General features: G+C 68.3%; 14 protein-coding genes and 1 pseudogene. 12 read left to right on the plus strand and 3 right to left on the minus strand.

Translation table 11 applies throughout. From position 1 onward, the window contains the following. The first annotated feature begins 12 nt into the window (after nt 1–12). The 3 genes from AC3A3X_RS02830 (at nt 13) to tsaB (ending at nt 3707) form a co-directional block, all read left to right on the plus strand. Nucleotides 13–546 carry a hypothetical protein gene (locus AC3A3X_RS02830; protein ID WP_487581538.1) on the plus strand — a complete coding sequence of 178 codons (534 nt, stop codon included), beginning with the start codon at nt 13–15 and terminating at the stop codon, nt 544–546. A 164-nt stretch (nt 547–710) separates the two neighbouring features. Further along, nucleotides 711–2801 (plus strand): DNA repair helicase YoaA, encoded by a 2091-nt coding sequence (yoaA, locus tag AC3A3X_RS02835; protein WP_487581539.1) that lies wholly within the window; start codon nt 711–713, stop codon nt 2799–2801. 183 nt (nt 2802–2984) lie between these two features. After that, complete coding sequence (gene tsaB, locus AC3A3X_RS02840) at nt 2985–3707, plus strand: tRNA (adenosine(37)-N6)-threonylcarbamoyltransferase complex dimerization subunit type 1 TsaB (protein ID WP_487581540.1); 723 nt, start codon at nt 2985–2987, stop codon at nt 3705–3707. Nucleotides 3708–3775: 68 nt separating this feature from the next. Here the strand turns inward: tsaB and AC3A3X_RS02845 are convergent, their stop codons facing one another. Beyond that, nucleotides 3776–4669 carry an energy transducer TonB gene (locus tag AC3A3X_RS02845; RefSeq protein WP_487581541.1) on the minus strand — a complete coding sequence of 298 codons (894 nt, stop codon included), beginning with the start codon at nt 4667–4669 and terminating at the stop codon, nt 3776–3778. Further along, on the minus strand, nt 4666–5616 hold the full coding sequence (gshB, locus tag AC3A3X_RS02850; RefSeq protein ID WP_487581542.1) for a glutathione synthase: 951 nt from the start codon (nt 5614–5616) through the stop codon (nt 4666–4668). The genes AC3A3X_RS02845 and gshB overlap by 4 nt, the downstream gene beginning before the upstream one ends. 395 nt (nt 5617–6011) lie before the next feature. Between gshB and pilG the strand changes: the two genes are divergently transcribed. The 8 genes and pseudogenes from pilG to AC3A3X_RS02890 all read left to right on the plus strand — a co-directional run bounded on the left by pilG (nt 6012) and on the right by AC3A3X_RS02890 (nt 18925). After that, a complete protein-coding gene (gene pilG / locus AC3A3X_RS02855; protein WP_115843698.1) occupies nt 6012–6410 on the plus strand; it encodes a twitching motility response regulator PilG in 399 nt (132 codons plus the stop codon). A gap of 19 nt (nt 6411–6429) precedes the next feature. After that, entirely contained in the window at nt 6430–6795 is a 366-nt protein-coding gene (locus AC3A3X_RS02860) for a response regulator transcription factor (RefSeq protein ID WP_487581543.1), read from the plus strand. Between the two features lie 8 nt (nt 6796–6803). After that, nucleotides 6804–7364: pseudogene (locus AC3A3X_RS02865) on the plus strand (chemotaxis protein CheW); the annotation flags it as partial. A gap of 68 nt (nt 7365–7432) precedes the next feature. After that, the gene (locus tag AC3A3X_RS02870) at nt 7433–9457 is read left to right on the plus strand and encodes a methyl-accepting chemotaxis protein (RefSeq protein ID WP_487581544.1); all 2025 of its coding nucleotides are present in this window, start codon (nt 7433–7435) and stop codon (nt 9455–9457) included. Between the two features lie 118 nt (nt 9458–9575). Next, the gene (locus AC3A3X_RS02875; protein WP_487581545.1) at nt 9576–15725 is read left to right on the plus strand and encodes an Hpt domain-containing protein; all 6150 of its coding nucleotides are present in this window, start codon (nt 9576–9578) and stop codon (nt 15723–15725) included. Beyond that, nucleotides 15718–17283: a chemotaxis protein CheB gene (locus AC3A3X_RS02880; protein WP_487581546.1), complete on the plus strand. Its 1566-nt coding sequence runs from the start codon at nt 15718–15720 to the stop codon at nt 17281–17283. Before AC3A3X_RS02875 ends, AC3A3X_RS02880 begins: the two co-directional genes overlap by 8 nt. A 23-nt stretch (nt 17284–17306) precedes the next feature. Then, nucleotides 17307–17828 carry a chemotaxis protein CheW gene (locus AC3A3X_RS02885; RefSeq protein WP_487581547.1) on the plus strand — a complete coding sequence of 174 codons (522 nt, stop codon included), beginning with the start codon at nt 17307–17309 and terminating at the stop codon, nt 17826–17828. A 17-nt stretch (nt 17829–17845) separates the two neighbouring features. Beyond that, nucleotides 17846–18925 carry an acyltransferase family protein gene (locus tag AC3A3X_RS02890; RefSeq protein ID WP_487581625.1) on the plus strand — a complete coding sequence of 360 codons (1080 nt, stop codon included), beginning with the start codon at nt 17846–17848 and terminating at the stop codon, nt 18923–18925. A gap of 123 nt (nt 18926–19048) precedes the next feature. Here AC3A3X_RS02890 and AC3A3X_RS02895 read toward each other — a convergent pair whose 3' ends face one another. Beyond that, a complete protein-coding gene (locus AC3A3X_RS02895; protein WP_487581548.1) occupies nt 19049–19312 on the minus strand; it encodes a hypothetical protein in 264 nt (87 codons plus the stop codon). A 288-nt stretch (nt 19313–19600) separates the two neighbouring features. Here AC3A3X_RS02895 and AC3A3X_RS02900 point away from each other — a divergent pair, with 288 nt between their 5' ends. After that, on the plus strand, nt 19601–21322 hold the full coding sequence (locus AC3A3X_RS02900) for a ShlB/FhaC/HecB family hemolysin secretion/activation protein (RefSeq protein ID WP_487581626.1): 1722 nt from the start codon (nt 19601–19603) through the stop codon (nt 21320–21322). Nucleotides 21323–21409 lie beyond the last annotated feature (87 nt).

Genomic DNA, 21409 nt, shown 5'->3' on the forward strand with positions numbered 1-21409 from the left:
CTGGCCGTGAGGATGTTGAAGTCGCCCGTCGCGCTGGCGCTGACGGGCTTGCTGGTGGCGGCCTGCAGCACCACGCCGCCACCGTTGCCCGAGCCGATGTTCGATGCGCCCGCCGCGGTGCGCGCCGTTCGCGCCGCCGGCGGTGCCGCCAGCAGCGAGCTGGACGTGCAGCCGCTGCGCGATCCGCAGGTCGAGGATCTGCGCAAGGAGGCCGAGCGCCTGGAGCGGGCGGGCCAGAACCCGCAAGCGGCGGCGGCGCTGGACCAGGCGCTGCAGATCACGCCGGACGATCCGGCGCTGCTGCAGGAGCGCGCGGAAGCGGCGCTGCTGAACGATCAGCTCGATGACGCGGAACGATTTGCCCGCAAGGGCCTCGACGGCGGTTCCAGGGTCGGGCCGCTGTGCCGTCGCCATTGGGAAACGATCGCGCAGGTCCGCCAAGCCAAGGCCCGGGCGTTGCCGGTGGAAGTCCCGGGCAACCCCAGCGCCGCCGATGCCCGCCGCGAGCGCGATGCCTGCACCGTCGCGGCACCGTCGCGCTACTGAAATGCGAGCGACAATGCAGGACCTGCAAGGCTGATCGATTCGTGGGAAGGGCTTGAGCCCAGACCCGGTCGCCAGCAAGCTGGCTCCTACATTGGATGGCAAATGAACCTGCTTCGTAAGCTGCACGCGGAACACACGGAACACGCTGAAATGGCCGCCCGCGCATGAGCAACCGCCTCAGCGAGGCGAGCCGTGCGGCCCTGGCCGACGGCGGCGAACTCTCGCGCAACATCCCGGCCTTCAACACCCGCCTCGCCCAGCAGGACCTGGCGGCGGCGATTGCCGACGCGGTCGACAGTCGCGGCACGCTGCTGGCCGAAGCGGGCACGGGCACCGGCAAGACCTTTGCCTATCTGGTGCCGGCGCTGTTGTCGGGCAAGAAGACCATCGTGTCGACCGGCACGCGCGCGCTGCAGGACCAGCTCTACCACCGCGACCTGCCGCGTGTGCGCGATGCCCTTGGCATCGGCCTGAAGACCGCGCTGCTCAAGGGTCGCGCCAATTACCTGTGTCATTACCGGATGCGCCAGGCGCAAGGTGAGCCACGCTTCGCCACGCGCGAGCTGGCCGCGCAGTTCCAGCGCATCGTGGCCTGGTCCGGGCGCACTCGCATGGGCGACCTCGCCGAGCTCGACGCGCTGCCGGAAGACTCGCCGCTGCTGCCGATGGTCACCAGCACCGCGGAAAACTGCCTGGGCAGCGAATGCCCGTTCTTCGCCGACTGCTTCGTCGTGCAGGCGCGCCAGCGCGCGCAGGCGGCCGACCTGGTCGTGGTCAACCACCACCTGCTGCTGGCCGACCTGGCGCTCAAGCAGGAAGGCTTCGGCGAGATCCTGCCCGGCGCGCAGACGTTCGTGGTCGACGAGGCCCACCAGTTGCCGGAGCTGGCCGCGCAGTTCTTCGGTGAAGCGTTGAGCGCGCGGCCGCTGGTCGAGCTGGCCCGGGATGCGCTGACCGAGTGCAAGCAGGTGCCTTCGGCGCTGGCCGCGGTGCAGGAACCTGCGCGTGCGCTGGAGCAGTGCGTGCGTGCGCTGCGCGCGGCAATGGACGAACTGCCGGTACGTGGCACACGCAGGCGTGCCGCCGAAGAGCCGGCGGTCGAGGAGGCCTTCGACGCCCTTGCCGATGCGTTGCGGAAACTGCACGGCGTGCTGCAGCCGCTGGCGCCGGCATCGCCGGGCTTCGATGCCTGCGCGGCGCGCGCGGTCGAGTTCGAAGGGCGGCTAAAACGCTGGCGCGACGACTCTGCCGATGCGGAAACCGGCGAAGACGACGAGTTAGCCGACGACTTTGCCCAGGTCGACGCCGACGCTGGCGAGGCGGAGGACGACGACGCGACGGCGAAGGCAAAGGCCGCGAAGAAGAAACGCGACGATGGCAGCGTGCTCTGGTACGAGCTGACCGCGCGCGGATTCCGTCTCAGCCGCACCCCGCTCGACGTCGCCGGTCCATTGGCACAACACCGCGCGCAATCGCATGCGGCCTGGGTGTTCACCTCGGCCACGCTCGCCGTCGGTGGCCGCTTCGAGCATTACGCGATCAAGCTCGGCCTCTACCTCAAGGGCGAAGACCCGCCGCAGACGCTGCTGGTGCCCAGTCCGTTCGACTGGGAGAGGCAGGCGCTGTGCTACCTGCCGCGCGGACTGCCTGACCCGACCGTGCGCAACTACAACGAAAGCATGGTCGAGAAGATCCGGCCGGTGCTGGAGGCCTCGCGTGGGCGCGCCTTCGTGCTGTTTGCCTCGCATCGCGCCTTGCGCGAGGCAGCCGAACTGCTCAAGGGCGGGCCGTGGCCGCTGTTCGTGCAGGGCGAGGCCCCGCGACCGGTGCTGCTCGAACGCTTCCGCGCGTCCGGTAATGGCGTGTTGCTCGGTGCGGCCAGTTTTCGCGAAGGCGTCGACGTCGCCGGTGATGCGCTCAGCGTCGTCGTGATCGACAAGCTGCCGTTCGCCGCGCCCGACGATCCGGTGTTCGAGGCGCGGCTGGACGCAATCCGGCGCAACGGCGGCAACCCGTTCCGCGACGAGCAGTTGCCGCAGGCGGTGATCGCGCTCAAGCAGGGCGCCGGCCGGCTGATCCGCAACGAACACGATCGAGGCGTGCTGGTGCTGTGCGACCCGCGCCTGACCACCAAGACCTACGGCAGCGTCTTCCTCAACTCGCTGCCGCCGCTGCCTAAGACGCGGCATGTGGAGGATGTCGAGGCATTCTTCGTGGAAAGCCCGGAGTCGCTCGCGGTGGAAGACGGGCAATAGGGCCGTCCGGCGCCGGCTGGTTTTCGTAGGAGCGAGCTTGCTCGCGATCGGGCCTTGCCGCCGCGGTTGCGCGTGATCGCGAGCAAGCTCGCTCCTACGAAGACCAAGAGCAGGTCGGGCCGGATGTACGGCGGGGCACAGTAGAATGTCTCGTCGCCTCGGGGTTTCGGCCCGGTCAACCTCATGAACCTGCTCGCCTTCGAAACCGCCACCGAAGCCCTCTCAGTCGCCCTGCTGGTCGACGGCCAGGTGCACGAGCGTTTCGAGCTTGCGCCGCGTCGCCATGCCGAGCTGGCCCTGCCGTGGGCCGACGAACTGCTGGCGCAGGCCGGCATCGCCCGCTCGCAGCTCGATGCCATCGCAGTCGGCCGCGGGCCGGGAGCCTTCACCGGCGTGCGCCTGGCGATCGCGGTGGTGCAGGGCATCGCCATGGCGCTCGATCGGCCGGTGGTGCCGGTGTCGACACTCGCCGTGCTGGCGATGCGCGCCGAACCGCTGCCGGTCCCGCCGTCGGCAACGAGTCGCCATGTGCTTGCAGCGATCGATGCGCGCATGGGCGAGGTGTATTCGGCCGCGTTCGAGCTTCGTGACGGCGACGCGCATGCGCTGTCGGCAGAATCCGTGCGCGCGCCTGATCAGGTCGAACTGCCTGATGCGCCCGCTGGCTGGCTGGGTGTGGGCACCGGTTTCGCCGCGGCCGATGGCGCCCTGGTGCAGCGACTGGGCGATCGCATTGTCGCCTTCGATGCCACGCAGTTGCCGCACGCGGCCGATGTGGCGCGACTGGCCGCGCATGCGTTCGCGCGTGGCGAAGCGGTTGCGCCGGAGCGTGTCGAACCGGCCTACCTGCGCAACAACGTGGCGTTGACGATCCGCGAGCAGCAGGCTCTACGCGATTCGCGCTGAGCAGCGGGTAGGAGCGAGCTTGCTCGCGAAAGCCGCAACGTCAACCCGCATCGCGAGCAAGCTCGCTCCTATTCGTCGACCAGCGTGCCGCCGGGGAGGAAGTTCCACGTCCGCGTCACGTGCAGGATGTCCGGGTTTTCCTCGGTCCTGGGCAGCGGCGGGTAGGGCTCGGCCAGCCTGGCGATGCGCAGTGCCGAACCATCGAGCAGCGGTACGCCGCTGGACTTGACGATGTCGGCGCGCTCGATCGAGCCGTCGCGCCGGATTGCCACGCTGATCACGACCTGGCCGGCCAGGTGACGGCGACGGGCTTCATCGGGGTAATTGAGGTTGCCGACGCGTTCGACGCGGTCGACCCATTCGCGCAGGTAGCCGGCCCAGGTGTATTCCTGCGTGCTGGCCGAGACGAACTTGCGCGTCGGACGCTTGGCGTAACGCTCCGAACGCATGTGGATCTCGGCGGCCAGCCGCGCCATCGCGATGTCGTGTTCGATCTTTTCCTGGCCGTGCGGCAGAGTCCGCTCGCTCGGCGTGGGTGTCGTCCGCGCGGTTGCAGTGGTGGTTTCGCCGCGGCTGCTGGTGACCACGCGCGCCTGCGGCGCCGGCTGCGGCGCCGGCGACTGCGCGCGCAGCTCACGCGGTGCCAGGCCGGTGCTGGCCTGCGGCAGCGGGCCGGACTGCGCCTCGCGCGGGCGCGTGCTCTTGTCGTGCTCGCCGCCGCCCTGGTTGCTGGCCTGGGCAAGGAAGTCGGCCTGCTTCGGCGTCAGCGCCGAGGTGGTCTGGGTCAGGATCACGTCCAGCGTCGGCATCACCGGCGCGGCGTTCTCCAGCGTCCAGCCAAGGCCGAGCAGGAGGATGCCGTGGACCAGCAGCGACAGGACGAAAGTGGCGCTGACGCGGCCGTTGTCGGCATCGACGTAACCCTGCTGTGGAGCCGTGTGCGGAGCGACGACAGCGCTCATGCGGCCAGGCGGGCTTCGATCGCGTCGAACATCAGTCCGGCGATGTTGAGGCCGTACTGCGCGTCGAGCTCGCGGATGCAGGTCGGGCTGGTGACGTTGACCTCGGTGAGGTAGTCGCCGATCACGTCCAGGCCGACGAACAGCATGCCGCGCCGCTTCATCTCCGGCCCGACTTCGGCCGCGATCCAGCGGTCGCGGTCGCTCAGCGGACGGCCTTCGCCACGGCCGCCGGCGGCGAGGTTGCCGCGGAATTCGTCGCCCTGCGGAATGCGCGCCAGGCAGTAGTCCACCGGCACGCCGTCGACCAGCAGGATGCGCTTGTCGCCTTCGCTGATCTGCGGCAGGTAACGCTGCGCCATGGCCAGGCTGTGGCCGCCCTGGGTCAGCGTTTCCAGGATCACGTTGAGGTTGGCCTCGCCGGCGCGCGCGCGGAAGATCGAGCGCCCGCCCATGCCGTCGAGCGGCTTGAGCACGGCCTCGCCGTGCTCGCCGACGAAGGCCTTGAGCGCGGCGTTGTCGCGGCTCACCAGCGTCGGCGGACAGCACTGCGGGAACAGCAGCGCGGCCAGTTTCTCGTTGTAGTCGCGCAGGCCCTGCGGGTCGTTGACCACCATCGCACCGGCCTGCTGGGCCAGGCCGAGCACTTGGGTGTCGTGGATGTATTCGTTGTCGACCGGCGGGTCCTTGCGCATCAGCACGACCTGGCCCGGGCCGAAGGCGAGGGTGCTCCAGTCGCCCAGTTCGAACCAGCCGGCGGTGTCGTCGCGCACCCGCAACGGCGCCACCTTCGCCAGCGCCGTACCGTCGCGCACGGACAGTCCGCCGGGTTGCACGTAGTGCAGGCGATGGCCGCGGCGCTGCGCTTCCAGCAGCATGGCGAAGGTCGAGTCCTTGGCGATCTTGATCGACCCGATGGGGTCCATCACGACGACGATGTCGAGCGGCATGGCAGCACTGCGAGGAAGAATGCGGCAGATGGTAGCAGGCACAGCACGCACGTCCGGGGCCTCCGGCCAGCCTGGCCGCCGGCGCGTGCCACGGAGTTGGCCCGGGTGCCCGACCGCCCATCCGGACTGGTACGGGCGTCGCGGCTCGGCAGTCCGGTCGTCGGCAGCGGCGGGGAATTGGGGTATACGCATCGGGCGTGCCCGAAAGTCGCCCTGCCGGCCGGTCCCCCGACCCCCTGCTGATCGATCTGGAAGCGGTTCCCGGCCTGGCCGGGCCCGTGGCGCGTTCAGCATGCCCGCCGAAAAGTTTGCTTGACAGCTTCGGCGCGGCTTGGAATAAAGACAGCTGGCGAAGTGCCCGCAGACGCGCGGCATTCGCACGGGGGAAATCGAAAATGCTAGACGAGGTCCGCAACGGCAGCCTCGGCGGTCTGAAGGTCATGGTGATCGACGATTCCAAGACCATCCGCCGAACCGCCGAAACGCTGCTGAAACGAGAAGGCTGTGAGGTGGTCACCGCCACCGACGGCTTCGAGGCGTTGGCGAAGATCGCCGACCAGCAGCCGCAAATCATCTTCGTGGACATCATGATGCCGCGCCTGGACGGCTATCAGACCTGCGCCCTGATCAAGAACAACCATCTGTTCAAGGGCACGCCGGTCATCATGCTGTCATCGAAGGACGGGCTGTTCGACAAGGCGCGCGGGCGCATCGTCGGCTCCGAGCAGTACCTCACCAAACCATTCACCCGCGAAGAACTGCTCGACGCGATCCGCACGCACGTAAACGCCTGACCGGGGGGTAAGGCAACAAATGGCACGTATTCTTCTGATCGAGGACTCGCCGACCGACACGGCGGTCCTTACCCAGCTTCTTGAGCGCAATGGCCACCAGGTGCTGGCCTCGGGCAATGCCGAAGACGGCATTGAAACCTGCAAGCGCGAGAAGCCCGACCTGGTGATGATGGACGTCGTGCTTCCGGGCATGAACGGCTTCCAGGCCACCCGCGCGCTGTCGCGCGACGCCGCCACCAGCGCCATCCCGGTGCTCATCGTCAGCACCAAGGGCATGGACACCGACAAGGCCTGGGGCATGCGCCAGGGGGCCCGCGACTACATCGTCAAGCCGCCGCGCGAAGACGAGCTGATCGCCCGTATCAACGCATTGCTGGGTGCCTGACGCAGATGTTGCATTCGCCGTTCGATGTGCTGGTCGATTACGAGCGCCGCAGCCTGGCGCACGTGGTCGGTCTGCCCGAGCAGCTCGACGCGCCGGGCCTGTGGCGCGGCGTCGGTTACCGCATTGGTGACCGACGCCTGGCCTCCGGCTTCGGCGAGGTGCTGGAAATCCTTCCGCTGCCGCAGGTCACCCCGGTGCCCGGCGCGCAGCCGTGGCTGCTGGGCCTGGCCAACGTCCGCGGCAGCCTGCTGCCGATCGTCGACCTCAAGCAGTTCCTGGAAGGCCAGCGCACGGTGCTGCACGAAAGCCAGCGCATCCTGCTGGTGCGCCAGCCCGGCGGCGACGTCGCCGTGCTGATCGACGAGCTCTACGGCCAGCGCAGCTTCCTGGAGCAGCAACTGGTCGAGGTCGAGGTCGAGCCGGAGGCCGAAGAGGGTTCCGACGCAGCACTCGCCACCGGCCGCTACAGCCATTTCATCGAGCGCGCCTACCGCCTCGACAACCACACGTGGGGCATCTTCAGCCTGGACAGGCTGGCCCGCACGCCCGAGTTCCGCCAAGCGGCCTCTGAAATGCCGCGCACTGACATGTCGCGGTCCGAGCACCGCTCCAGCAGCAACAATACCGAGGTCGAATCATGAGTGTCACTGCGATTGATAGCGCTGCCGGCAAGGGCCGTAGCCTTGGCGTCAACACCTGGCTGGTCGTGCTGGGCATATCGGTGCTCATCTTCGGCCTCAACACCGGTTATGCGACGTGGAAGGCGGCCCGACTCGGTGGCGCCAGCTCCTCGGCCTCGGACCTGCAGGTGAACTCGCAGAAGCTGGCCGTGCAGGGCTCGGAGGCGGTCAGCGGTGACGCCGCGGCCTTCACTGCGTTCAAGGAAACCCGCGCCCAGATCGTCCAGGACGTGGAGCAGCTCAACACCAACTTCGGCGAAACCGCCGGCGTTGCCGGTCCGATCAAGACCGTCGGCGACACCTGGGGCCCGCTCGGCAAGAGCGCCGACCAGGTGATCTCGAGCGAAACCGCGGTGCTGGCCCTGGCCGGCAACGCCGACAGCTTCACCAGCCGCGTGCCGCAGCTGCAGGCGCGCCTGGACGAACTGGTGCGCGCGATGTCGGCATCGGGTTCGCCGTCCTCGCAGGTCTACATCGCCCTGCGCCAGGTGGTGCTGTCGGGCAAGATGAACGAACGCATCACCCAGATCCGCGCTGGCGGCAGTGGCGCTGCGCTGGCGGGTGAGGCCCTGGGCCGCGACGCCGCCGTGTTCGGCAACGTCCTGACCGGCCTGCGCAAGGGCGACGCCGCCTTCGGCGTGACCCCGCTGGGCAACCAGAACGCACTGGCCGCGCTGGCCCAGGCCGAGACGCTGTGGCTGGAAATGAAGAAGGACCTGGACGCGATCCTGTCCAGCTCGCAGAACCTGTTCCGCGCGCAGTCGGCAGCCGAAGCGATCACCGGCGGCTCCAACAAGCTGCTGGCCGACAGCCAGAACCTGTTCCGCGCCTTCACCGCGTTCGGTTCGCTCAAGGACACCAGCATCGCCGGCAACCTGTGGATCTCGATCCTGTCCGGTGCCGGCGCCCTGCTCGCCATCGTCTTCCTGGTGTTCTCGCTCAACAGCCAGCAGAAGAAGCGCTACCTGACCACCAAGGAACTCAACGACCGCAACCAGGAGGCGATCATGCGCCTGCTGGACGAAATGGGTTCGCTCGCAGAAGGCGATCTGACCGTAAAGGCCACCGTCACCGAGGACATGACCGGCGCGATCGCCGACTCGATCAACTTCGCCGTCGAGCAGCTGCGCAGCCTGGTGCAGACGATTACCGACACCTCGGTGCAGGTCGCCGCCAGCGCCCAGGAAACGCAGGCCACCGCCATGCACCTGGCCGAGGCCGCCGAGCACCAGGCGCAGGAAATCAACTCCGCTTCCAGCCGTATCAGTGAAATCGCGGCCTCGATCAACCAGGTGTCGCGCAACTCGGCCGAATCGGCGGACGTGGCGCAGCGCTCGGTGCAGATCGCGACCAAGGGTGCGGGCGTGGTGCGCCAGACGATCGCCGGCATGGACTCGATCCGCGACCAGATCCAGGAAACCTCGAAGCGAATCAAGCGACTGGGTGAAAGCTCGCAGGAAATCGGCTCGATCGTGGAACTGATCAACGACATCTCCGAGCAGACCAACATCCTGGCGCTGAACGCGGCCATCCAGGCGGCTTCGGCCGGTGAAGCGGGCCGCGGCTTCGCGGTCGTGGCCGACGAAGTGCAGCGACTGGCAGAACGCGCATCGAACGCGACCAAGCGAATCGAAACGCTGGTGCAGACCATTCAGTCCGACACCAACGAAGCGGTCAGCTCGATGGAGCAGACGACCTCGGAAGTGGTCGCCGGTGCACGACTGGCCGAGGACGCGGGTACCGCGCTGGGCGAGATCGAAAAGGTGTCGTCGGACCTGTCCAACCTCATTCAGGGCATCTCGACCGCCGCGCAGCAGCAGTCCAGCGCGGCATCGAACATCACCGCGACGATGAACACCATCCAGTCGATTACCGCGCAGACCTCGCAGGGTGCGAACCAGACGGCGGCGTCGATTGGAAACCTCGCGCAACTGGCAGCCGACCTGCGTCGCTCCGTTGCCGACTTCAAGCTGCCGGCCTGACAAGGACGAGGTCGATGAACAGGTTCAAATGTGGCCACCGGAGCGTGCTCGGTAAGGGCATGCCCGTCCAGGACATGGGCCACGGTACGCGCCGGTTCACCGCTGCGTGGGGTGAACGATGACGGTGATGCGCGAAGCAATCGACACGACCACGCTGGGCTGGATCAAGCCGGAGCTGGACGAGACCCTGCGCCTGGCGCAGCAGGAAATCGAGGCCTATGCCGAGAATCCTGCCGACACCAGCCGCATGCGCTACTGCGCCGACCAACTGCACCAGGTGCACGGCACCTTGCGCATGGTCGAGCTGTACGCGCCGGCGATGGTCGCCGAGGAAATGGAACGGCTGGCACTGGCGTTGCAGCAGGGCAAGGTCGCCGATCGCGACGAGGCCTGCGCGGCGCTGATGCGCGGCGTGGTGCTGTTGCCCGACTACCTGGAGCGCCTGCAGGGCGGCCACCGCGATATCCCGATCGTGCTGCTGCCGCTGCTCAACGAACTGCGCGCCACGCGCGGCGAAGCCGGCCTCAACGAGAGCGTGCTGTTCGCGCCCGACCTGGACCGTCCGCTGCCGGCGAACCTGGCCGGCGCGCCGACCCAGCGCAGCGCGCCTTCGCACAGCTCGGCCGGTCACCTGGCCGCGCTGCGCGATGCCCTGGCGACCTGGCCGGAAGACGGCAACCCCGCCCATCCGGACAAGCTCGCCGGTGCGGTCGACGGGCTGCTGTCGGAAGTCGTGCTGGAACCGGTGCGGCGCATGCTGTGGGTGGCCTCCTCGGTCGCCGGCGCCCTGCGTGACGGCGCCCTGCCGGCCACGCGCGCGCTGCGCCAGGCCTTCGGCGGCGTCGAGCGCGAAGCGCGCCTGATGCTGGCCGACGACGGTTTCGCCGCGCCGCGCTCCGAGCCCGCCGCCGAGCCGACCCGCCAGCTGCTTTACCACGTCGCCCACAGCGACGGCCGCCATCCGGCGCTGGACGACCTGCGCCACACCTTCGAACTCGCATCGCACCTGCCCAGCGAGTCGGAACTCGAACATGCCCGCGGCAGCCTCAGCGGCCGCAACCGCGCGCTGCTCGATACCGTGGCCGCGGCGATCAAGGAAGACCTGCTGCGGGTCAAGGACGCCCTCGACCTGCACCTGCGCACCGGCCAGACCGATGTCGCCAGCCTGCATCCGCAGGTGGAAGCACTGACCCGCGTCAGCGACACGCTCGGCATGATGGGCCTGGGCGTTGCCCGCACGGTCGTGCTGCAGCAGCGCGATGCGATGCACGAAATCGTCAGCGGACGCCGTCCGGCCGACGAGGGCGCACTGCTCGACGTCGCCGGCGCACTGCTTTACGTCGATGCCTCGCTCGACGACCAGGTCTCGCGCCTGGGCCTGCCGGACGAGCAGGCCGACGACGACCTGCTTGCCGGTGAAGCCCGCAAGGTCCTCGACGTGGTCGTGCGCGAGGCCATCGCCAACTTCGGCGACGCCCGCCAGGCCTTCGTGGCCTTCGTCGAAACCAACTGGGACCACGCCGAACTGGCCGAAGTCCCGCGCGTGCTGGACGAAGTCGGCGGCGCGCTGCGCATGCTCGAACTGGTGCAGCCGGCCGACTACCTGACCGGCGTCAAGCGCTACACCGAGGTCGAGCTGATCGGCCGCAAGCGCGTGCCCAACGGCCAGCAGCTCGACACCCTGGCCGACGCCCTGGCGAGCCTGGAGTACTACCTGGAGGCACTGCGCGAGCAGCGCCCGAACCGCAACAACATCCTCGACATCACCCGCCAGAGCCTGGAATCGCTGCGCTACTGGCCGCTGCCGGAATTCGACATCGCCGCGACGATGGCGCCGTCCTCGCCGATCACGCGCGAGGAACTGGCCAACGTCCCGGACTTCGAACTGTCCGACACGATCACGCTGGGCACGGTGACGATGCCGGCATCGGCGGAACAGGCCGCAGCGGCCGCGTCGGCCACCGGGGCTGCCGCACCGGTCGTTGCTGCGCCGGCACCCGCGCCGGCACCGGTGGCGACGACGGCGCAGGCCATCGCCGCCGGTGGCTTCGAGCACAGCGACGACATCGACGACGAGATCCGCGAGGTGTTCCTCGAGGAGCTCGACGAGGAGATCCGTCATCTGGGCGACCTGCTGCCGGTCTGGCACGAATCGCCGGACGACAGCGAACGCCTGCGCCCGATCCGTCGCGTGTTCCACACGCTCAAGGGCAGCGGCCGCCTGGTCGGCGCCAAGACCCTGGGCGAATTCAGCTGGAAGATCGAGAACCTGCTCAACCGCGTGCTCGACGGCACCCGTCCCGCCAGCCCGGCGGTGATGGGCCTGGTCGGCCACGCCTACACCGCGCTGCCGCAGCTGCATGCCGCACTGCGCAACGAAGGCGTCATCTCCGCCGACCTGGCCGGGATGGAAGCGCATGCCGACCGCCTCGCCGAAGGCAACGAGACGCTGTACACGCCGGCCGCAGCCACTGCGGTCGCCGCCGTCGCGGTCGATGAGCCGGTGGTGGCCGAAGAACTCGCGCTGGAAGCGGTCAACCTCGACATGCTGGTGGCGGACGAGGAAGCAGAGCCCGTCTTCGCCATCGAAGAGACGATCGAGGCACCGGCAGTCGCAGTCGAGATCGAGCCGGGCACGCCCGCCTCGGTCGACGCGGTGCTGCTGGAGATCCTCGACACCGAGGTCAGCGGCCACCTGGTCACGATCGAACAGTGGCTGGCCGCGGCCAACCACGGCCCGCGCCTGGTCGATGACGGCCTGCAGCGTTCGTTCCACACGCTCAACGGCGCCTTCGCGATGACCGAAGTGCCGGTGATCACCGAGATCACCGGGCCGACCGAGATCTACGTCAAGCGCCTGCTTGCTTCCGGCCAGCCGGCCAGCAGCGATGGCGTTGCGGCGATGGCCGAGGTGGCCAATGCGATCCGTCGCACCCTGGCCACGCTGAAGACCCCGTATCCGCGCGTGCCCGCGTTCGAAGGACTCGCCGCGCGCATGCGTGCGCTGCGCGACGGTCTGCCGGACGCGCGCCAGTCGATGCCGGCCAGCATCGAGCCGACGGATACCGCCATCGCCATGGACGACGGCGACGAGGCCCTGCTGACGGCGTTCGACCTGAGCGAGTTCACCGATCTGGCCGGCGACGCCGGTCCGGATTTCCTCGCCGGGGCTTCGCAGACCGAACGCGTGGAAGCCGAACTGGCTGAAGCGCGCCGCATCGAAGCCGAGCGCCTGGCGATCGAACAGGCCAACGCCCAGCGCATCGAGATCGAGAGCGTGCAGGCTGAGCGCTTCGCCATGGAGCAGACCGAGGCCGAACGCCTTGCCCAGCTCCAGCGCGAGCAGGACGCGCGCCTGGAAGCCGAGCGTGCGGAGATTGCGCGCCTGGAAGCGGAGCGTCTGGAAACGGCGTTGCTCGAAAGCTCGCGTCTGGAGAACGAGCGGCTCGAGGCAGAGCGCCTCGAAGCAGAACGCATCGAAGCCGAGCGTGCCGAGGCCGAGCGCCTTGAAGCAGAGCGCGCCGAAGCCGAGCGCGCCGAAGCCGAGCGTCTCGAAATCGAGCGTCTGGCCGCAGAGCGCGCCGAAGCGGAACGCCTCGAAGCCGAGCGTCTCGAGGCCGAGCGCCTTGCCGAGGAAGAGCGCGAGTACAAGCGCCTCGAATCCGAGTACGCCGAGGCCGAGCGTGTCGCCCGCGAACAGCAGGCCGCCGCAATCGAAGCCACTGCCTCGGTGGGCCTGGCCGCGTTCGCCGATGCCGGCGCCCCGGGCGCCAACGAGTCGGACAACGATCAGCCCGAGCACGAGCCGGTCGCGCACGAGCCACGCGTCGTCGATGCCCAGGAACCGGCCGTCGCCGCGCTGATCGCGCACGCGCTGGCCGCCAGCGACGATCCGGACGAAGCGCTCGACCTGAGCGGGCTGGACCCGGAACTGGTCGACATCTTCGTCGAGGAAGCCAGCGACCTGCTCGACCACTCCGACGGCCTGCTCGCGCAGCTGCGCCAGGCGCCGGGTGACCGCGAGCCGGTGGTCGGCCTGCAGCGCGACCTGCACACCATCAAGGGTGGCGCGCGCATGGCCGGCATCATGGCCGTGGGCGAACTCGGCCACGCCATGGAATCGTTGCTGGAAGCCGTGGCGGAACAGCGCTGCGAGCTCGGCCGCGATGGCGTGCCGCTGCTCGAGCACGGCTTCGACCGCCTCCACGCCATGGTCACCCGTGTCGGCGAGCGCCGCGCGATTGCCATGCCGGAAGCGCTGATCGCGCAGTTCGACGCGCGTGCCCACGGTCAGGCCTACGTGCCCGCCGCGCAGGACGAGGCCGTCAAGGCGGCCCCGGTCGTGGTGGAAGCACCGCAGCACGTCGAACTCAAGCCGCTGTCGGCGCCGATCAGCGATGCTCCGGCCACCGACGAAGACGACATCGGCGTGCGCGCTCCGCAGGAGCAGGTGCGCATCCGCGCCGACCTGCTCGATCGCCTCGTCAACTACGCCGGTGAGGTCGCGATCTACCGCGCCCGACTGGAGCAGCAGCTCGGTGCGTTCCGCGGCGCCATCGCGGAAATGGCAGCAACCAACACGCGTATGCGTGACCAGCTGCGTCGCCTGGAAATCGAAACCGAAGCGCAGATCGTCGCCCGCTACCAGCGCGAAGGCGACCTGGCCGAGCAGGCGTTCGATCCGCTCGAGCTCGACCGCTTCTCCAACCTGCAGCAGCTGTCGCGTGCGCTGGCCGAGTCGGCCGCCGACCAGACCAGCCTGCAGACCACGCTGGACGATCTGACCCGTCAGTACGAAACCCTGCTGCTGCAGCAGTCGCGCGTGAGCTCGGAACTGCAGGAAGGCCTCATGCGCACGCGCATGGTGCCGTTCGACGGCCTGCTGCCGCGCCTGCGCCGCGTGGTCCGCCAGGCCTCGGGCGAACTGGGCAAGAACGTCCAGCTCAAACTCGACGGCACCCAGGGCGAACTCGACCGCAACGTCCTCGAGCGCATGACCGCGCCGCTGGAACACTTGCTGCGCAACGCGGTCGCGCACGGCCTGGAAACGCCGGACAAGCGCCGCAAGGCGCACAAGCCGGAAGAGGGCACGATCCGCATCGCGGTCCGCCGCGAAGGTTCGGAAGTGGTGCTGGAAGTCGGCGACGACGGTGCCGGCCTCGACCGCGCCGCGATCCGCCGCCGTGGCGAAGAGCGTGGCCTGGTCCGCGCCGACGCGGTGCTGTCCGATGCCGCCCTCGACGCGCTGATCCTGGAACCGGGCTTCTCCACCGCCGATGCCGTCAGCCGCCTGTCCGGCCGCGGCGTCGGCATGGACGTGGTCGCCAGCGAAGTGCGCCAGCTCGGCGGCACGCTCGACATCCATTCGGTCCCGGGCAAAGGCGTCAAATTCACCCTGCGCCTGCCGCAGACGCTTGCAGTCACCCAGGCCGTGTTCGTCCGCATCGGCGAGACCACCTTCGCCGTGCCGATCGCCTCGGTCCGCGGCGTCGGCCGCATCGCCCGCGACCGCCTCGACATGGCCGACGCGACCTACCGCTACGGCGGCGAGGACTACACCGTCCACGATCTGGGCGCGCTGGTCGGCCACGGCACCGCCAAGGCCGAAGGCCATCTGCAGATGCCGCTGCTGCTGATCCGCTCCGGCGACCTGCGCGCGGCGGTCTGCGTCGACCAGGTCGTGGGCAACCGCGAAATCGTGGTGAAGGCCGTCGGTCCGCAGGTCGCTTCGGTGCCGGGCATCTTCGGCGCGACCATCATGGGTGACGGCCGCGTGGTCGTGATCCTCGACGTCGCCCCGCTGGTGCGCCGCCAGATGCTGCTGCCGCGCGATCACGTGCCGGTGGTCGCCGCGCCGGTCGAACAGCGTCACGTGCCGCTGGTGATGGTGGTCGACGATTCGGTGACGATGCGCAAGGTCACCGGCCGCGTGCTGGAACGCCACAACTTCGAGGTCCTGACCGCGAAGGACGGCATCGACGCCCTGGAGCGCATGGTCGACCGCGTGCCGGACCTGATGCTGCTCGACATCGAAATGCCGCGCATGGACGGCTACGAGCTGGCCACTGCGATGAAGGGCGATTCGCGCCTGCGCGGTGTGCCGATCGTGATGATCACCTCGCGTACCGGCGACAAGCATCGCCAGCGCGCGTTCGAGATCGGCGTGGAGCGTTACCTCGGCAAGCCGTACCAGGAGCCGGAACTGATCCGCAACGTGTACGAACTGCTCGGCATCAATCCGCAGGGGGCATCGCGCGGCCATGAGTGAGTCATCGCGTCGCGCGGTACTGCTGGCGCGACCGGGCGCGGCGTGTGAACGCCTGCGTTCGGCGCTCTCCGATGCCGGCGCGCAGCTGGTGCTGGAAGCCGATCCGACCACGCTCGATCCGTCCGCGCTCGGACTGGCGGCGCCGCAGGTGATCGTCGTCGCGCTCGACGCGGTCACCGAGGACGCCATCGAGCGGTTCGACCCCGTGCTGGCCGATCCCGCGGTGGAAGTGATCTACGAAGAGGCGGCGCTGGCCGCCACGCGCGAGGGCTGGGACCTGGCGCGCTGGAGCCGACATCTGTCGGCCAAGCTGCAGGGGCATGGCGATGTGCTCCCGCCCGGACATGAGCCTGAAGGCGAAGGCGAGGGTGTCGGAGATGCCTTCGTGGCGCCGGCTCCTGCAGCCGTTGCAGCACCGGTTGCGGTCGCGGCAAAACCCGAATCCGTTCCGCCGCCGGTAGTGGTGGCTGTACCGGCACCGGCACCGGCACCGGTCGAGACGATGGTCCTGAGCCCGTTCGACCCGGTGGCCGCGGAGCTCGACTACGCGCCGCCGATCGCCGTGGCGGGCACGCCATCGCTGATGGCGGCACAGACCCTCGATGTCATCGAGATGCCGTTGCTGGACGAGCCAGGCATGGTTTCGACCGACGACGATGCGCTGGTGATCGAGCCGTTCGAATCCAGTTTTGACTACGAGATCGCTCCGGCGGCCGAACCCATCGTGGTCGAACTGCTCGACGACGGCGTGCTCGAGCTGCCGAGCGCGGCGCCGACGCAACGGGCCGGTGCGGCGGAGCCAGTCCTGCTGTTCGAGGCCAGTCGCTCGCTCGACATCGCCAGTGACGACATCGCGCCGGTCGCCCCGACTACTGCCGCGGCTGCGCCGCTGGCTCCTGACTGGTCGTTTGCCGACGAGAACGCCGGCGCTGTCGCCAGCGCCGACACGCGCGCGTCCAACAACCTCTTCCAGCGCGACCTGGGCGACCTGGAAACCCGCATCTCCGCGCTGGAACTGGTCGAAGACCGGCCCACCGTGCACAACAACGGCGCAGTGCTGGTTCTGGCCGGCATTGGCGGACCCGATGCGGTGCGCCAGCTTCTCGGCGCGCTGCCCGATTCCTTCCCGCGCCCGGTCATGGTGCAGCAGCGTCTCGATGGCGGCCGTTATGACCGGCTTGTCGCGCAGATGCAGCGCGCCACGCCGTTGCAGGTAAGGCTCGCCGAGCCGGGCCTGCTGGCGATGGCCGGAACGATCTACATCCTGCCGGCGGAGATCGGCATTGCGGTCAACGAGTCCGGCATTCGTTTCACCGAAGGCGAGGGCGACGTCATCTCCGCGCTGCCGTCGGCCGACTCGGCGGTGCTGCTGCTCAGCGGCAGCGACCCGGCCCGTGTGGATGTCGTGATGAACCACTCCTGGGCGGGCGCGCTGGTGGCCGGACAGGCGCCAGACGGCTGCTACGACGCTGCGGCCTCGACCGCACTGATCGCACGCGGTGGCGTCGCCGGGCAACCGGTCGAACTGGCCGAGCGCCTGATCGCGCGTTGGCGTTGAACGGGCAGTCCAGGAACCTACAGATGCCGAATCGAAACCACTCCAATAGTTCTGCCGGCAAGCATGCGGCGACGGTGCCCGCTGTCGAAAACGACATCCGCGGCGTGCTGATCCAGGTCGCTGGTGGCCGCTTGCTGTTGCCCAACGCGACGATCGCCGAAGTGCTGTCGTACGCGGAACCCGAGCCGCTGGCCGATGTGCCGGACTGGTTGCTGGGCCGCATGCGCTGGCGCGGCTGGCAGCTGCCGCTGGTGGCGTTCGCGCGACTGGCCGGTCTGGCCGATGAACGCGGCGGACTGGGCAGCAAGGTCGTGGTGTTGCGCGCACTGGGCGGCAATCCGCGCGCGCCTTACTTCGCCATGCTGACGCAGGGCTTCCCGCGCCTGGTGACCGTGTCGCGCGACACCCTGGTGGTCGTCGACGACACCAACGCGCTGCCCAACGGCGTGCAGGCGCGCGTGCTGCTCAACGAAGACGCCGCCTTCCTGCCCGACCTGGAATCGATCGAGGCGCAGGTCAGCGCGGTGCTGGTGCAGGCGGCTTGAGCGCAACACCGGCGGCGATGCCGGCGCGGTTCGCGTCGGTCGATGCACTTCGCGGGATCACGGTCGCCGCGATGCTGCTGGTCAACAACCCGGGCGACTGGAGCCACGTCTACGCGCCGCTGCTGCACGCGCACTGGCATGGCTGCACGCCGACCGACCTGATCTTCCCGATGTTCCTGTTCATCGTCGGCGTGTCGATCACGCTGGCGCTGGTGCCGCGCCTGGAACGTGGCGATGCACCTGCCGCGCTGACGCGGACGGTGCTGATCCGTGCCGCGCGCATCGTCGGCCTCGGCCTGTTGTTGCACCTGTGCGCGCTGTGGGCGTTCGACCTGGCGCACTACCGGGTGATGGGAGTCCTGCAGCGGATCGGCCTGTGCTTCGCCGCCGCGGGCCTGCTGGCGCTGCATGCGCGGCCACGCACGCAATGGCTGATGCTCGCGGCGCTGCTGGTCGGCTATGGCGCACTGCTCGCCGCCGGCGGCAGCTACGAACCCTTTGTGAATCTCGCCAGCCGCATCGATCATGCGCTGCTGGGCGTCCACGTCTACGTGCTCGATTCGGCTGGGCTCGATCCGGCCAGCGGCCGCGGCCACGATCCCGAAGGTGTGGTCAGCACGATGGGCGCGCTGGCGACGACGGTGCTCGGCATGCGCGCCGGTGACTGGCTGCGGCGTGGCGATTCGCGTGCGCTGTGGCTGGCCGGCGCGATCGTGATGGCGCTGGGCCTGGCCTGGTCGTGGTGGCAGCCGTTCAACAAGAACCTGTGGACGCCGTCGCACGTGCTGTGGACCGGCGGCATCGCGTGCTGGGTGCTGGCGGTCGTGCACTGGCTGGTCGATCGCAAAGGGCTGCCGGCGCTGGGGCGTGCATTCGGGGTAAACGCGATCGCAGCCTATGCGGGCTCGGCGTTCATGCTTTATGCGCTGGTCGCGGGCGGTTGGCTGGAGCCGTTGTATCGGGTCGGCTTCGCGGACTGGATGACGCCGCGGTTTGGTCCGTACGTGCCGTCGCTGGCGTTTGCGATTGCATTCGTGGCGGTGTGGTGGGTAGTGGTGCGCGTGCTCGATGCGCGACGGATCTACTTCAAGATCTGATCGGTACCTCGTCGGCCCCCTCACCGTCATCCCGGCGAACGCCGGGATCCAGGCCCGCACCCCATCAGCATCGTCACCCGGCGAACGCCGGAACCCATTTTGACTTTGCCGTTGCTCTTGGCCTTACGCGAAGCAACAACAACAGCTTCCGCCACTGAGGTGGCGATCCGCCGCCGGCTGGGAGTAGTGCCGACGCACGCGCAAGTGCCACTTCGTACGCATGAGAAAGAACGCCCCCTCGCAGTGGAAGCGGTACAGGCGCTCGTCGAGGTAGGCACGATCCATCACATAGATCGCCCCTGGCTCGGGCGCCGGTTCGTCGAGCATATGCACATCGTGCTGGCGCAACTCGGAAAAGCTGATCACCGTGGGGATGGCGCCCCGCATGTCCAGTAGCGTATGCAGCTTTGGACCGCCACGACCAGAATGCATGGTAGGCGCCCACGGGAATACTGACAGGCAGGCAGTAAGTCCTAGCTGTGGTTGCTTACATGATGTCTCAATGTTCTTTTCGGATTTACCTCATAGAGGTTCTTCTCCTCGTCGCCTAGCATGTCCCGTGGACAAGTTCGCGCCGGTGGTGTGATTCCCGTCGTTGGGGCTATAGCTTTTCCCCGGGTAGGGTGTTTTCGCCTGTTCGGTGTTGTGATTTGGATTGAATGGAACAGGGATGCTATGGAAGTGGGCAGTCGGGGTGCGCGGCACAGTTGCGGCGGTCAACGCTGGATCGGAGTGCTGTTAGCGCTTGCGCCGCTGTCTCTGGCAATGGCGCAGGTGGTAGACAACGCTGACGAAGAGCGTCGACAGCAGGAACGCGAGCGCGTACTACGCGAGCAGCAGGAGCAGCGTCCGGACGTGCGGCTGGAAGGGCCGGCCGTGGCCGCCTTTGAGATGCTGCCGGCCGAAGAGTCTCCGTGCTTTCGTATCGACAGCATCCGTCTCGACGGCGATGGCGCCAGGATGTTTCGCTGGGCGTTGAAGGCGGCGGATCCGAAGCGCGACCCTGCCACTGGCCGATGCCTGGGCACGCAGGGCATCAATATCGTGATGAAGCGCGTGCAGAACGCCATCATCGCGCGTGGTTACGTCACCACGCGGGTGCTGGCCGCTCCGCAGGACCTGAAAAATAGCAGCACCCTTACCCTTACAGTGGTGCCAGGGCGTGTTCGTGCGATCCGTTTCGCCGATGGCACAGACCCGCGGGCCGTGTATCGCAATGCCGTTCCGGCCAGGCCGGGGGACCTGTTGAATCTTCGCGACGTGGAGCAGGCGCTTGAGAATTTTCAGCGCATTCCGACGGTTGCCGCGGACATCCAGATCGTGCCGGCCGAGGAGGAGGGAGCGGCCGCCGGCGAAAGCGATCTGGTGATTGCTTGGCAGCAACGCGCCGTGCAACGTGTCGGCCTGACCCTTGATGACGCGGGGTCGGATGCCACGGGCAAACTGCAGGCCGGCATGACGGTATCGCTGGACAACCTGACCAGTGGCAACGACCTGTTCTACGTGAACTACGGCCACGACGTGTTTAACATCGCCGGCCTGGGTTCGGAATCGTGGACGGCTCATTGGGACGCACCATGGGCCTATTGGTTGCTGGGAGCGACTGCCAGCGGCTACGACTACCACCAGACCGTGGCCGGTGCGTTTACCAACGTCGAGTTTAGCGGCACGAGCAACAACGTCGACATGCGCCTGTCGCGCATGCTCTTCCGCAACGCCACCACCAAGTTCAGTGGCTTCGCGCGTGCCTGGATGCGCGACTCGAAGAACTACGTCGACGGCACCGAAGCGGAGGTGCAGCGCCGCCGTACCGGTGGTTGGGAGGCCGGCCTCACTTACCGCCAGTTCGTGGGGAATCTGACCCTCGATGGCAGCGTGGCCTACCGACGGGGCACCGGTGCGTTCGACGCGCAGCACGCGCCGGAAGAGCTGTTCGACGAGGGCACCTCGCGGATGAAGGTGATCACCGCCGATGCACAGCTGGCGGTGCCGTTCCAACTGGGCAACCAGCGTCTGCGTTACACCGGCAGCTGGCGTGTGCAGTGGAACCGCACGCCGCTGGTGCCACAGGACCGCTTCGCGATTGGTGGCCGCTACACGGTGCGTGGGTATGACGGCGTCGTGTCGCTGACCGGCGATCGTGGCTGGCTGGCGCGCAACGACCTGGGACTCACCCTTGGCGGTGGTCAAGAGCTGTACGTCGGTGCCGATTACGGCCACGTTGGCGGACGGACCGAGCGGGAATTGAGCGATCACCTGGCCGGCGCGGTCATCGGCCTGCGCGGCGGCTGGAAGGGCGGCTACTGGGATCTGTTTGTCGGTGCGCCGATCGACAAGCCCGATGGCTATCCGACCGCCTACGCCACCACCGGTTTCAGTCTGGGCTGGTCGTTCTGACATTGCCCGACGCAAGGTAGTACTCGTGTGAGGCGTGATACGACGCCGCACAGATCAACAAGCAGGAAGAACGAACAAGAAGGGAAG

The sequence above is a fragment of the Lysobacter sp. Soil_N_23 genome (assembly GCF_057656135.1).